Below are 13,918 nucleotides of genomic sequence, written 5' to 3'. Positions count from 1 at the left end.
GTTCGCGCGTGATGCCGCAAGGCGGTCCTGGGGGCGAAGCGCGACGTCGTCACCGGCAATGACGCACGGTGGATCCGGGAGTATGCGTGGTGCCAAAGCCGCCCGGGGGCCTGTCCGCATCTCCGGGCGGTCCGGCATGATGCCTCCCAAGTACCAAAGTGGCGTTCATGTATTAAAAAACCTTACCGGGACGGGAGGCGTTAAAGAGATTCGCCGCCCGGCTACTCGAACCGGAGCGCCTGGATGGGATTGAGACGCGAGGCTTTCCAGGCCGGATAGATCCCGGAGGCGATGCTCGTCGCGACCCCGAAGCCCATGCCGTAGAGGATGTAGACAAGGCTTGAGGGGACGAAGAGGAACTCGGGGCGCTGGAGGACGACTGCGTTAACCAGGTAACCGGTGCCGATGCTCATCACCCCGCCGATGATGCTGCCGATCAGCCCGAGGATCAGGGCTTCGTAGAGGAACATCCGCAGCACGTCCTGCTGCCGGGTGCCGATGCTCCGCATCACCCCGATCTCCCGCGTCCGCTCCGAGACCGACATCATCATGACGTTGAGGATGGAGACGCCGGCGACGACGAGCGATATGCTCCCGATGGCGAGGGTGAAGACGGTGATCTGCTCGAATACCTGAAAGAGGCTCTCGAGGATCATCCGCGTGTCCAGGACGTCGACGACGGTCTCCCGCCGGTTGAGCGTCTCCTCGATCGCCGCCTTCACCACGTCGATGTCGCCGACGTCCCTGACCTTCACGATCACCTGGTCGTACTCCTCCTCGTCGTAGACATCGCTGTACCAGGCGTGCGGAACAATCAGGGCAAAGTCCGGGTTGATGTCGAACCCGACGCCGCGCTCCTCGATGACGCCGACCACCCGGAGCGTATTCGAGGCGTTGCTCCCGACCTGGACGCGGGTTCCCGGCTGCATGCCGAATTCCGCTGCAAGAGCGCTGCCGGCAAGCGCACCGCCGGTGCTCCGTGGGTAGATACCGTCCGCAAGATCGAGGAGGGCCGGCATCTCTTCGACCGGCATGGCATAGATCACCGCCGCCCCCGTCTCGCTGCCGACGGCGATCGCATCACCGCCCTGCGCGAGGGGGATCACCGTATTCGGGCCGACCGCCCGCTCGATCTGCCCGACCTGCCGCTCCGAGATGGTATTGCTCGTGACGGCGCCCCCGCCGGGAGGACCCGGGCCGTTTCCGGCGGCGGCGGCGCCGGTGTGCGGGGTAACGATGACGGTGTCGCCGACGTCCGAGATCGTCTCGGTGATCGAGAGGACGAGGCTGTTACCCAGGATCCCGAGGGAGGCGATCGCGATCACCCCGATGACGATCCCGATGACCGCAAGGACCGACCGGAACCAGTGGAGCCTGATGTTCCGCCGGGCGAAGTCGAAGAAGATCATGCCGGTCTCCGGAAGGGTGAGGGGGCGGCCGGAGGGATAACCCTTCCGCCGCCGATCACTCGTAACGGAGGGCTTCGATCGGGCTCTGCTGCGCCGCCTTCCAGGCAGGGTACAGCCCGGCAATGACGCTCGCGGCGATCCCGAAGAGGACGCCGAAGACGATGTAGCCGATCGCGGCCGGAGAGAGGATTGCCGTCCCCCCGTCCGCCGCGACGAACCCGGTCAGGAACCCGGCGACCGATGCGGTGACGTAGTAGCCGACGACGACGCTGACGAGCCCGCCGACGACGCTTCCGGCGATGCCGAGAATAAGGCTCTCGTAGAGGAACATGACCATCACCTCCCGCTTCTCCGCCCCGATGCTCCGCATCAGCCCGATCTCCCGCGTCCGTTCGGTGACGGAGATGATCATCACGTTGAGGATGCTGACGCTCGCGACGAAGAGGGATACCGCACCGATCCCGATGAGGAAGACGCTGATGGCGTCGGAGGTCTCGTAGTAGATCTCCAGGATCTCCCGCGAGTCCAGGACGTCCACCTCTTCCTCCCTCCGGTTGAGCTGCTGCTCGATGGCGGCCTTCACCTCCCCGACCTCGTCGAGGTCGCCGACCTTCACCACGACCTGGCTGTAGCCCTGCTCGTCGTGCCGCCCGGCGTACCACGCCTCGGTGACGATGACGGCATAGTCGGGGTTGATATCGATCCCCATTCCCCGTTCGGCGGCGATGCCGACGACGCGGACGTTCTCGCCTCCGACCTCGATCCGGCTCCCGGGGTGCAGGTCGAACTCGTCCGCCAGCAGCGCGCCGACCATCACGCCCGACGAGGTCGTCTGCGGATAGAGGCCCGCCTCTTTCTCAAGCAGGAAGGGAATGTCCTCCGCCGGCAGCACGTACACCTGGGTATACCCGCCCGTATCGCCGACCGTCACCCGTTCCGAAGCCCGGATCATCGGGATGACCCGGTTCTGCCCGACAGCTTTCTCGATCTCCGCAACGTCCCGCTCCGACAGCCGCGAGGCGAGGGTGTTCCGGGGGTCGAACGGGTCGCCGCTGGACGCCGCGAGGTGCGGGGTGACGAGGACGGTGTCGCTGACGTCCGAGACCAGGCCGCCGAAGAGCGCCGAGAGGCTGCTGCCCATGATCCCGAGCGAGGCGACCGCGATCACCCCGATGACGATCCCGACCGTGGCGAGGCTCGAGCGGACGGCGTGCCGCCGGAGATTCCGCACCGCGAGGCTGGCGAGGATCGTCCGGTAGCCGTCAGTCATGGCGCATCGCCTCGATCGGGAGTTGCTGCGCGGCCTTCCAGGCCGGGTAGAACCCGGCGGCGATGCTCGTCCCTATCCCGAAGAGCATCCCGAAAACGACGAACCCGACGGCCGTTGCGTCAAAGACGGTGAAGTTCTCGCCGAAGGTCGTCCCGGCGGTGAAGACCTCGACCGCGGCGACGCTGATGACGTAGCCGCCGACAGCGCTGAACGCCCCGCCGATGACGCTCCCGACGATGCCGAGGATCGCGGCTTCGTAGAGGAAGAGCCGCAGCACCTCCTGCCGCCGGACGCCGATGCTCCGCATGATCCCTATCTCGCGGATCCGTTCGGTCACCGAGATGTACATGACGTTGAGGATGTTCACGGCGGCGACGATCAGGGAGATCCCCCCGATGCCGAGGAGGAAGACGGTTATCTGCTGGTAGATCTCCTCGTACTGCGCTAAAAGATCCCGTGAATCGACGATGTCGACCGTCTCCTCGCGGCGGTTGAGCTGGTTGTCCACCGCATCCTTCACGGCGTCGATCTCGGCGATATCGCCGACCCGGACGACGACCATGGAGTACTCGTCCTCCGCGCCGAAGTGGTCACGGTACCAGTCCGCCGGCACGACGATGGCGTAGTCGGGGTTGATGTCGAAGGCAAAGCCCCGTTCCGCCAGGACGCCGGTCACCCGCATCTCCTCATCCCCGATCGTGATCCGTGCCCCGGACGCGATGTCGTACTCGTCTGCGAGATACGTCCCGACGAGGGCGCCCGGCTGGTTCGCCCTCGGGTACTGCCCGCCCTCGAGCTCGAGGAGCACCGGGATGTCCTCGACGTCGAGCCCGATCACCTGGGCATAGCCGCTCTCGCCGCCGCCGAAATCCACCTCGTCCGCCCCCTGCAGTACCGGAATCACCCGATGGGGGCTCGCCGCCCGCCGGATCTCGTCCACCTGCCGGGCAGGGATCGCGGCGTCCACCGCCGTCCGCGGGTCACCCGCGAAGGTGTCTCCAAAAGGGGTATGCGGCGTGATCACAATGGTGTCGCCGACGTCGGTGATGAGGTTCGCGACGAGGAGGTTGATGCTGTTGCCCATAATCCCGAGCGAGGCAATCGCTATCACGCCGATGACGATCCCGATGATCGAGAGCGCCGAGCGTATCCAGTGGCGCCTGAGATTCCTGACCGCAAAATTGAAGAATATCATACCAGTCTGCCGTCCACGATCCGGATATGGCGGTGAGCGTATTCGGCGACCTTCGGGTCGTGGGTGACCATCACGATAGTCTTGCCCTCGCCGTTCTCCAGGCGGAGGAGGTCCATGATGGCGGTCCCGGTCTTCGTGTCCAGGTTGCCGGTCGGTTCGTCGCAGAGGAGGAGCTCGGGCTCGTTGACAAGCGCCCGGGCGATGGCGACGCGCTGCTGCTGGCCGCCCGAGAGCTCGCTCGGTTTATGGGAGAAGAGCTCCTCCTCAAGGTCCATCGACCGGAGGACGCGGATCGCCCGCTCCCGGCTCTCGCCCCGCCGCTCGGTCAGGACGACCGGAAACTCCACATTCTCGAGCGCCGAGAGGAGCGGGATCAGGTTGAACTGCTGAAAGATAAACCCGATGTGGTTGCGGCGGAGCCGGGTGAGGACGTCGTCGCTCATGCGGCTGATCTCCTCGCCGTTGATGAAGATCCGCCCCGAGGTCGGGACGTCCAGGCAGCCCATCAGGTTGAGGAGGGTCGATTTTCCCGACCCGGACGGCCCCATCACCGCGACGAACTCACCGGGCTCGACGGTGAGGGTGACGTGGTCGAGCGCGACGACGTCCCCGCCGGGGAGTGAGTAGACCTTCGAGACGTCGTCGAACCGGATGACCGGCTCGTCGCTCATCCGCGTCTCCGCCGGAGGAGGTAGTAGCCGGCGGCCGCGGCCGCGATCACCACCACAAGGGCGACGACGATCGGCAGGAGCGGGAGATCTCCTTCGTCCTCCTCTGCCGTCCGGTTCTCGAGCGCGACCATGCTCTGTTCGGTGAAGAGGTTGCCGTCGTCGTCACGGTACTCGACCACGAGCGGCACCTCCGAGACATTGCCCGCCGTCTCGAAGGTCACCTCGAAGCTCGAAAAGTCGTCGGGGTCGAGCGTCCCGACGACGTAGACCCGGAACGGATCGGTCGGCATCGCCGGAGCGGCGCTCGTCACGATCACCGACCGCGCCGTCTCGAGGCCGGCGTTGGTCACGTCGCCGGTCACCCGCCAGATGCCCGCCTCCTGTATCACCTCGATGCCCGTCAGGACGGGATCGGCACGAATCTTTCCTTCGCCGAGGGTAAGCGGCAGCGCCAGGGTCGTCTCGTGGACGTTCCGGCCGTTCTGGTAGATCACGCGGAACGTGAGGTTCGTCTCCTCCTGCGGAGTGATGTTGAAGAGCGCCACCGCCGCCTGGTCGGGCGCGAGGGTGCCGATAAACGCGCTCGAGGGGATCGCGGTAAACCCGGAACCCTCCGGGACGACCCGGACGCCGGTCACCGCGGTCGACCGGGGGTTGCCGACCCTGACCGCAACGTCCGCCTCCCGTCCTTCCGAGAAGGTGTCGGGCCGATCGACCACCGCCGCCTGCAGCGGTGTGCTCTCCACCCGCACCGGGACCGGGTAGCGGAGGCTGCCGTCGTCCCGGAACTCGAGAACGAACCGCGGGTAGTAGGTCCCGTCGGGGGCGTCCGCCCGGACGGTGAAGGTGAACTGTTTGGTGTTCCCGGCACCGATGTCCCCGACCGAGGGGTAGGGATCGCTCAGCACCACGACCTCGTCGCCGTAGAGCCGGGCGCGGCTGATCGGCACGGGCTCGAGCCCCGTATTCTGCACGGTCACGGTGAGGATCCCTTCGTCCCCCCGCATCAGCACCGCCGGGTCGAGAGAGACCGACGTCACCGTCACGTCCGCCGGTGCCGCGAGCGCCGGAGCGATCAGCAGAAGAACGGCGCAGACTATTGCATATATCGCCATCCTGATTCTCCCGCCGCCCCTCGTTTTACGTATTCCCTTCTGGTCGTTCATCGGATCACACTCTGCATTCCTATCCTCCCCTTGTCCTGCCGCCTGATAGCCTTTTGCAGGCTGCACGCGGGGGGGCGAGGTCATCTCTCCAGACGAAGTATTGCTCTCCCGGCTACATGAGGATTGCCCCGTACATGTACGGGCACTTTATGCTCTGCCGTCTATACCTGATCCATGCGCAAACTGATCGTCGAGATCCGCCCGCGGGTAACCGTTCCCGATGCCCCGCCGGAGCTGCAGGAGAAACTGCGGGAGTGGACGCGCGTCTTTGAGAAGATCGAGTCGGTGACGCTCCTTGAGATCCTGAAGGTGGACTTCGAGAAGGGGCTCAAGCTCGTCCTCTGCGAGATCACCGTCGCGGACGGCTGCTCCATCGACGAGATCACCATCCCGGGAGTCATGGAGATCCTGCACGTCGTCAGGGTGCAGGGCAGAGTCCACACCTGCCTCATCCGCGGCCAGGCGCATGACGAGTTCTTCCGGCAGAAGATGCAGGAGTTCGATCTCGACCTGATCTGGACGACGCCGATCAAAAAATCCCCGACGCACGTCGTCTACTCCTGCATCGGCGATGATGCAAACCTGCAGCGGTTCCTTGGCCTGCTCGCGTCCTACGGCGAGATCCTGGACGTCACCTTCCAGCCGGTGACCTACGACGGCCGCGACATCCTCGGGATGCTGACCGAGAAACAGCGCGGCATGCTCCTTGCCGCGAAACGCTGCGGATACTACGAGTATCCGCGGAAGACGAACGGCGGCGCGCTCGCGGAGGCGGCCGGCGTCAGCAAGGCCACGGCCATCGAACACCTGCGGCGTGCGGAATCACGGATCATGGCGATCCTCCTGGCCGGGTACTGATCGGCCGGGGCAATATCTTTTGGGCGAGCGCAGCGTACCACTATCCAAACCTGCCGGCCGACCGGCACCGCGAGGAGGAATACGCCTGACGAAAATCTATATCATCGGACACAAGCAGCCGGACACCGACAGCATCTGCAGCGTCATCGGGTATGCGGAGCTCCTGAACCAGACCGGGACCGGGACCTACGTCCCGGCACGGTGCGGCGAGGTGAACGCCGAGACACAGTTCGCCCTCGCAACGTTCGGGGCGGAGCCGCCGCTCTACATCGCAAGCATCGAGCCGACGGTATCGGATATGCCGCTCGATTCCCGGAGCGCCAGGCAGGACGTGCCGACGATCGACGTCGCCGCGATGATGGACACCTACGATATGCGGAACGTGCCGATCACCGACGAGGCCGGCGTCCTGCTCGGGCTCGTCAGTGAGTACGGCCTGGCACGCTCGTACGTGCGGAAGAACACCGGCGAGCAGCTCTCTCTCGTCCCGATGAAACTCGAGACGCTCGCCCGGATTCTGGACGGCCGGATCGTCACCGCCGACCGGGAGACGATCGGTGGCGGGAGGGTGTACACGGTCATCGATGCCCTCCACGTCACGCTCTCGCGGATGACGCCGAACGATATCGCGATCGTCGGCGACAACGAGCCCGCCCAGCTCGCGCTGATCTCCGCAGGCATTGCCGCGATGATCATCGCCGAAGGAGCCCCTGCAGGGGAGCGGGTGATCAAGGCCGCAGAGGGACGCGGCGTCTCGATGCTCGCAACGACGCTCGACGCCTTCTCGGTCGGCAAGATGATCAGCCTCTCGCTGCCCGCCCACCTGATCATGGAGAAGACCGATCTCCCCATCGTCAGGATGGAGGACTCCCTGGAGTACGCCAAGGAGATCGTCTCGACCTCGAAGTTCAGGACGGCCTGCGCCGTCGGGCCGGACGGCAGGCATATCGGGCTCGTCTCCCGGACGACGCTGATGCAGTCGGTGCAGAAGTCGGTGATCCTCCTCGACCACAACGAGTACTCCCAGGCGGTCGACGGGATCGAGAGCGCCGATATCCTGGAGATCGTCGACCATCACCGCCTGGGCGCGATATCGACCCTCAAGCCGGTGAAGTTCCTGAACGAACCGGTGGGCTCGACCTCGACGATCATCACGAACAAGTTCATCGAGGCGGACCTGGAACCCTCCGCTTCGACCGCAGGCCTCCTCCTCTCCGGCATCCTCTCCGACACCATGGTGATGAAGCTCTCCACGACGACGCCGGCGGATACGAAGGCCGCCGGGTACCTCGCCGGCCTGACGGGGTACGACCCGGTCGCGTACGGCACGGAGCTGATCGGGAAGGGGATGGAGCTCGGCTCGCTCTCGCCGGAGGAGCTCCTGACCCGGGATATGAAGCGCTACAACCTCTTCGGCAAGACGGTGATGATCGCCCAGGTGATGGTCTCGACCTTCGACTACTCCGAGAGCCACGCCAACGAGGTCCTGCAGACGCTGGAGCGGCTGCGGGCGTCCACCGGCGTCGACTGCTTCATCGCGCTCTTCACCAACGTCTTCGCAAACGCAAGCGACCTCTTCGCGGCGGGCGAGGACACCTGTCTGAAAAGACTCGACCTGCAAGACCAGCCGCACCGGCTCGAGGGCGTCATGTCCCGGAAAAAAGATTTTCTGCCCCAGTTCGGGCAGATGTTCAAGAACGCCTGATCAGGGCTCGTCGCCATTCTTTTTTCGCAGCAGCCCGGCCGCGTAACGGCTGAGCCAGTAGACGCCGTCGGTCGAGGGATGGATCTCGGCGAAGTCGTCGAAGTCGCCGACGCGGATCCCCTTCTTCATCAAAGACCCGATATAGGAGATGAGGAGCGACGCGCCGGGCGCCGCCGCCGAGGCCCCGACAAGGCGGCCGGTCTCCGGGTCGACCCGGATCTGCGCCATGCCGGTCCAGCTGCGGGGGACGTCCCAGAACGAGCCCGGGCCTGCCGGAGCGGGGGAGGAGAGAGCAAGGTCGTCGTCGCCGTCCACCGAGACATAGGCGAACTCGTAGCCGAGCTCCAGCGCCCGGGGGACGCCGGTGTAATCCATGACCGTGTCGCGGCCGAGAATGGTGTCAGCGGCGACGACGCCCTCACGCCGCGCCACCGGCGTGAGGTAGGGGGGGCCGATGACGTCGCCGGCCGCGTAGACACCCGGAACATCGGTGCGCATCCGGGCGTCGACGATGACGCTGCCGTCCGGCTTTTTGCCGATGCCCTGCAACATCTCCGAGCGGGGCGCAAGCCCGGTCGCGAGGAAGACGGCGTCGACGTCGATGGTGTCCGTGCCGGCGGCCGTCCGCACCGCGACCGACCGGACGCGCCCGCCACCCTCGAGGCTCTCGGCTGCCGTCTGCTCGCGGATATCCATGCCGGCGAGATCGCGGAAGGCGGCGGCGCGGAGTTTTTCGTTGAGGTCGCCGAGGAACCGCGACCTGGCGAGGACGGTGACCTCCGCGCCGAACGCCCGGAAGATATGGGCGAACTCAGCCGCAACGGTGCCGCCGCCGATGATGGCGATCCGCCCCGGCACCTCGGGGAGGAGACGGAGGGTTTCGTAGGTGTAGACGCCGTCGCGCTCGATCCCGGGGATCGCCGGCAGTACCGCACGCGATCCGGTGGCGGCGATGACGGCCTCGGCCGGGATCCTCTCGCCGTCGACGAAGACCGTTGAGCCGTCGATCGAGCCTTCGGCACCGTAGATCACCTCGACGCCCGTACTCCGGGTTTCTTCGTCGAGGACGGCGGCGAGCTTTTGCTGCACCTCCCGCATCCGGGTCATCAGCGTCGGGAACGAGACCCGCGGCGCCGCGTCGAGGATCCCAAGGTCGTACATCCGCCGCGAGCGCTCGACCGCTCGCGCAGCGTCTGCGAGGGCGCAGACGACCATACAGCGGTCGTGCAGGCACTGGCCGCCGATCGCCCGCTTCTCAATCAGCCTGACCTCGCGCCCCGCCTGCCCGAGCCGCATCGCCGCGATACGCCCCGCCGGTCCTCCACCGATAACGACGATCATGATTCCCTGCTCACAACAGCTCGACGCCCTCGTCCATGGGCGTGGAGAGCACCTCGCCGGTGAAGGCGTTGACCTCCACGATCCTGCTGCCGCCGCGGATCTGCCAGACCGGGACGTAGATCAGCCGGACGTCGACGGTGATGTTATTTTTGTCCGGCTTGAGGACTTTCTCCTCGTAGAAGATGGCGTCGCCTTTCGCCTGCCGGAACCGGACCTTCTGTGTCAGGTTCTCGATTACCTCCCTGCGCAGCCGCTCCTCCGCCTCGTCCTTCTCGATATGCGGCCGGAGCACCTCGGAGCCGAACGGCACGGCCGAGGTTTCGACCCGGTCGGCCTCCATCTCCATCCGCAGGCCGTTGATGCCGTTCAGGACGCCGGTCTCGTCGGCCTCGAACGAGACGTATTTGTCCTTGATCTGCCGGTCGCCGGTGCTGGTGCAGCGGTAGTGCCAGTGCGGGATGAACCGGCATTTGGCCGCCCCCTTCACCCCGGCGATCCCGACGGCCCGAGTCTCGCTGACCTGCACCGGCAGGTGCGGGATCTCAGGGCCGCTGAGCTCGTCCTGCGGCTGCGGCAGAGCCGCAGCCGGACGCTGCCGCTGCACCGGTTCAGGCTCCGGTGCCGCAAGATCGAGGGCGAGCCGCCGGCCGAGGACGTAGGCGCGTGCGGCCTCGCCGGCGCAGCGCGCCAGGTCGTCCATGTCCCAGCAGGTGCAGCTCCCTGCAGCGGCCGCGCCGTCCGCCGAGAGGAGCAGTTTTCCGCAGACTATCTCGCCGTCGCCGGACCGGAGGCGATAGGTGGTCTCATCGAACTCCTCGATCGCGTCCGGGTCGTCGGAGCAGAGCACGACGAGGGCGTCGTCGCTCCCGACGGCAGAGAGGTCCAGGGGATCGTCTTCTTCGTGCACATCGTATGAGGCGGCGGTGAGGATCTGTTTCAGAACGCTCCGCGCCTTATCCCGCATCCCGTCTTCCATCGATGGTACATTGTCGCGGTATGATACAACTATTTTTCTTTTGGGTTCCGGCGGGGAGGAGCGCTGCGGGAGAGAGGGGATTTGCAGAAGAGACGGTTACGACAGCCTGCCGCGCTCCCAGAAGAACGGCTCTTTCGGGTTCCGGCTGTAGCGAGTGAAGGCGCCCGGGGAGAGGGCGGGATATTCTGCGTCCTTCAGCGGGATGACGAACATGCACTCCGGTTCGTCGGAGAAGCCGCCGAGCCCGACGACGACGAAGACCGGGACATACCGTTCGTGGGCAAACGCCCGGCAGCGTTCGAGCTGCTCCGGGTCGGGCCACTCAAGTATGCCCTCCGGGTCGAGTTCCGAGCGGTACTCGCACTCGACGGCGAAGAGCTCCCCGGTCCGCCGGCACCTGAAGACGAGGTCGGGGTGCGGTGCGTTCGCGGCGGAGGAGTCGCCGTTCCTCCCCACCACCGCATACGAACGTGGGTCGAAGAGCCTTGCGACGTAATTTTCGAACCGTTTCTCTTTCCACTCCGGTTCGTCGGAGAGCCGCACCTTCAGCTCACCCTTCAGTCCGTCCAGCAGGCCCATACCAGCTCCTGATCCGGGGGTTTTGTTCCAGACGGGATAAGGGTTGCGATATTACTGCGAGAGATATCGGGGCGGGAGGTCCCTCGCGCACCGCAGTTTCGGTCATCTTCCGTGGCCGCCGGCCCCGACTGACCGCAGGGTCTTCCCGCTCGCCACCCGGATCCCCGGGAGCTGGGGAGCAATGCCCTGACCGCATCCGAACCCGTCAGCAGAACCCGGTTGCCGGGCGAAGGAGCCGCACCGAAAAGCCGATACACCGGGTTCCCCGATACCAGGCCTCCAACGGCAAGCAGTCCGGCCCGCCCAATCCTGCACCCCCCAAACCAGGATGCCGGAATCACTGCACGATCCTTTAAACCACGATCGTGCCCGGGTTGGCCAGCGCAAAACCCGTCACGTCAGTGCATCAACGCATCCTCCACGGCAAAAACGCCCGGCGGCTCGGAAAAACGTTCACGTCCCGGGGCTGAGCACGTACGCCGGGGAGACGGCGAGCGTCCCGACCAGAGGAACACTGCATTGAAGAGCGATGCCACCTATAGGAGAACGGCTTCGTCTCCATTTCGTACAGGAGGGGTGAAAGCATGAACAGACTGGAGTACATAAACCCGGCCGGTATGACAGCGCCCCGGGGGTACTCGCACGCAGTATCCGTCAGCGGGGATCACACGACGGTGTATATCGGCGGACAGAATGCCGTCGATGAGAACGGGCTTCTTGTCGGTAACGGCAATCTCGGAGAACAAACCGGGCAGGTTCTCGACAATATCGAAAAGATCGTGAATAGCGCGGGCGCACGGATCGGGAACGTTATCAAACTCACGATATATGTTCGCCAGGGCCAAAACCCACAGGAAGGGTTCCAGGCCTTCCAGAAAAAGTGGCCTGCAGATACCGGGTACCCTGCAATAACCGTGCTGTTCGTTGCCGGACTTGCCCATCCCGACTGGCTCGTTGAGATTGACGCTGTTGCAGTAATCCCCGCCTGGTAAGACCGGGGCGAACGGACTAAACTCCCCCGGTTCTCCCCGGCACCGCGCCCGGATGCCGTATCCGATCGTCATCCCCATCCCGGCGGGGATCCGCATCGCTCCCGGGCTCTGCAGCCTCCGGCAGCGCAAGTGCGGGCACGACGGAGGCCGGGTGAGGCCGGTCGCGGAACCGGCGTTCAGTGATACCTTTCCCGTGGAACCTTCACATTCCTTTTTTGTTTCAGACCGCATACCGTACAGCCAGATAGCCCGGTCGATTATACGCAGTGTCAATCAATCAGAGTATCGTACAGAGGTTCAACGGGATGAGAGTTCAGAGCGCCAGACCGTTTTTGAAGTGGGCGGGCGGAAAAGGCCAACTGCTCAGGGAATTTGCCGTCCGGCTCCCGCGGGCGGTGAAAGAAGGCCGTACCGATACCTATGTTGAACCGTTCGTAGGCGGGGGAGCCGTCTACTTCTGTATCAATAATCACTATGCATTCGACGAGTGCCACATCTTTGACATCAACGAAGAACTGGTGCTCGCCTATACCGTCGTCAGGAACGACGTCGAGGAGCTCATCGAGGTTCTGAGAGATACAGAAACCGCATACCTGGAGCTGGATACAAAAAAGCGGCAGGAGTTCTTCTACACTGTCCGCACCAGGTACAATGGATCCAAAGCCTCAATCCGGTGGGACAGATATGGCAAGCCCTGGATCCAGAGAGCGGCGGATCTCATCTTCCTGAACAGGACCTGCTTCAACGGACTGTTCCGGGTCAATTCAGAGGGCGGGTTCAACGTCCCCTTCGGCCGGTACAAAAATCCCCAGATACTGAACCAGGAAGTGCTGCGGAGCGACTCCGTTCTCCTCGAGAATACAAGCATTCATCTCGGTGACTTCGCAGATTCTGCCCGATACGTCGATGCAAACACCTTCGTGTACTTCGACCCGCCATACCGGCCGCTGAACCGGACGTCACGCTTCACCTCGTACTCCAAAGACGGATTCGGAGACGACGACCAGAGACGCCTCGCCAAATACTTCCACGAGCTGGACGCACGAGGGGCACAGCTGATGCTGAGCAACTCGGACCCGAAGAACGAGGACCCGAACGATCACTTCTTTGAAGACCTCTACCCGGAGTATACCATCGAGCGGGTCTCCGCCCGCCGTATGATCAACTCCAACGGGGAGCGGCGGGGCGAGATCAACGAGCTCATCATTACCAACTACAGTACCGACAGAAGCGGCCCATCGGTGTGCTGATGGAAAACAGCAGCGGGGCGTGGGAAAACGTCGTTGCAAACCGCATTCTTCTCCGTATGGCCGGCCGGCAGAGGCTCTCCGCCCCGAAGCTCCGGCGCTCTACTCCGCTCGCCGCCTCGTCCCGGCGGGGATACGCATCGCTCTCAGGGTGTGCGGCCTTCGGCAGTGCGATTGCGGGCGGGGCGTGGGGGCTGGCGGCTCTGTGGGATGGGCGAAGGGGGAGATTGAGAGAGGCTATAGCAAATTTATAGAGAGAAATTCATGAAAATCTGCCGAAAAGAACTGATCAAACATCAATGTTGGTTTCCAGGCGTGGAATGGAAGAGGAGGTGTAAAGTTTGCTGCTCTGAAAAAGGTAGGAGTTACGCAGTTGGAGAAACCTCCCCATTCTCTTTCCTTTCCCCGTTTTATCCCAGCGCATACCTCGGATTTCTGATGTAGGTTTTTATCGCCTCTCGATGGATCTGTGCTTTCGCTTCAAACCATGACACTCCGGTTTTGATCCT

The 13,918-nt window shown here is 64.3% G+C and carries 12 protein-coding genes; 4 read left to right on the top strand and 8 right to left on the bottom strand.

Annotated features, from left to right (window positions below):
• Positions 1 to 221 precede the first annotated feature (221 nt).
• The 5 genes from FGU65_RS09740 to FGU65_RS09720 are packed head-to-tail and all read right to left on the bottom strand — an operon-like array spanning position 222 to position 5,660.
• Positions 222 to 1,409, bottom strand: coding sequence for an ABC transporter permease (locus FGU65_RS09740; protein ID WP_301664269.1), 1,188 nt, complete (start codon positions 1,407 to 1,409; stop codon positions 222 to 224).
• A 55-nt stretch (positions 1,410 to 1,464) separates the two neighbouring features.
• Positions 1,465 to 2,679, bottom strand: coding sequence for an ABC transporter permease (locus FGU65_RS09735; RefSeq protein ID WP_301664268.1), 1,215 nt, complete (start codon positions 2,677 to 2,679; stop codon positions 1,465 to 1,467).
• Positions 2,672 to 3,874: an ABC transporter permease gene (locus FGU65_RS09730; RefSeq protein ID WP_301664267.1), complete on the bottom strand. Its 1,203-nt coding sequence runs from the start codon at positions 3,872 to 3,874 to the stop codon at positions 2,672 to 2,674. Before FGU65_RS09730 ends, FGU65_RS09735 begins: the two co-directional genes overlap by 8 nt.
• Positions 3,871 to 4,545 carry an ABC transporter ATP-binding protein gene (locus FGU65_RS09725; RefSeq protein ID WP_301664266.1) on the bottom strand — a complete coding sequence of 225 codons (675 nt, stop codon included), beginning with the start codon at positions 4,543 to 4,545 and terminating at the stop codon, positions 3,871 to 3,873. The genes FGU65_RS09730 and FGU65_RS09725 overlap by 4 nt, the downstream gene beginning before the upstream one ends.
• Positions 4,542 to 5,660, bottom strand: coding sequence for a COG1361 S-layer family protein (locus tag FGU65_RS09720; protein ID WP_301664265.1), 1,119 nt, complete (start codon positions 5,658 to 5,660; stop codon positions 4,542 to 4,544). Before FGU65_RS09720 ends, FGU65_RS09725 begins: the two co-directional genes overlap by 4 nt.
• 225 nt (positions 5,661 to 5,885) lie before the next feature.
• Between FGU65_RS09720 and FGU65_RS09715 the strand changes: the two genes are divergently transcribed.
• Both FGU65_RS09715 and FGU65_RS09710 read left to right on the top strand, forming a co-directional pair.
• Positions 5,886 to 6,569, top strand: coding sequence for a helix-turn-helix domain-containing protein (locus tag FGU65_RS09715; RefSeq protein ID WP_301664264.1), 684 nt, complete (start codon positions 5,886 to 5,888; stop codon positions 6,567 to 6,569).
• Positions 6,570 to 6,648: 79 nt separating this feature from the next.
• Positions 6,649 to 8,274 carry a putative manganese-dependent inorganic diphosphatase gene (locus FGU65_RS09710; RefSeq protein ID WP_301664459.1) on the top strand — a complete coding sequence of 542 codons (1,626 nt, stop codon included), beginning with the start codon at positions 6,649 to 6,651 and terminating at the stop codon, positions 8,272 to 8,274.
• Here FGU65_RS09710 and FGU65_RS09705 read toward each other — a convergent pair whose 3' ends face one another.
• The 3 genes from FGU65_RS09705 to FGU65_RS09695 all read right to left on the bottom strand — a co-directional run bounded on the left by FGU65_RS09705 (position 8,275) and on the right by FGU65_RS09695 (position 11,170).
• Positions 8,275 to 9,615: an FAD-dependent oxidoreductase gene (locus tag FGU65_RS09705; protein WP_301664263.1), complete on the bottom strand. Its 1,341-nt coding sequence runs from the start codon at positions 9,613 to 9,615 to the stop codon at positions 8,275 to 8,277. It abuts the gene before it with no gap.
• Positions 9,616 to 9,625: 10 nt separating this feature from the next.
• Positions 9,626 to 10,591: a hypothetical protein gene (locus tag FGU65_RS09700; RefSeq protein WP_301664262.1), complete on the bottom strand. Its 966-nt coding sequence runs from the start codon at positions 10,589 to 10,591 to the stop codon at positions 9,626 to 9,628.
• 96 nt (positions 10,592 to 10,687) lie between these two features.
• Positions 10,688 to 11,170 (bottom strand): hypothetical protein, encoded by a 483-nt coding sequence (locus FGU65_RS09695; protein WP_301664261.1) that lies wholly within the window; start codon positions 11,168 to 11,170, stop codon positions 10,688 to 10,690.
• Positions 11,171 to 11,754: 584 nt separating this feature from the next.
• Between FGU65_RS09695 and FGU65_RS09690 the strand changes: the two genes are divergently transcribed.
• Both FGU65_RS09690 and FGU65_RS09685 read left to right on the top strand, forming a co-directional pair.
• Positions 11,755 to 12,162 (top strand): RidA family protein, encoded by a 408-nt coding sequence (locus tag FGU65_RS09690; protein ID WP_301664260.1) that lies wholly within the window; start codon positions 11,755 to 11,757, stop codon positions 12,160 to 12,162.
• Between the two features lie 305 nt (positions 12,163 to 12,467).
• On the top strand, positions 12,468 to 13,412 hold the full coding sequence (locus FGU65_RS09685) for a DNA adenine methylase (RefSeq protein ID WP_301664259.1): 945 nt from the start codon (positions 12,468 to 12,470) through the stop codon (positions 13,410 to 13,412).
• Positions 13,413 to 13,918 lie beyond the last annotated feature (506 nt).

The organism is Methanoculleus frigidifontis, assembly GCF_030464345.1.
GTDB lineage: Archaea > Halobacteriota > Methanomicrobia > Methanomicrobiales > Methanoculleaceae > Methanoculleus_A > Methanoculleus_A frigidifontis.
The sequence above is the reverse complement of the archived record's forward strand: the minus strand, read 5'-3'. Positions and strand labels throughout refer to the sequence as shown.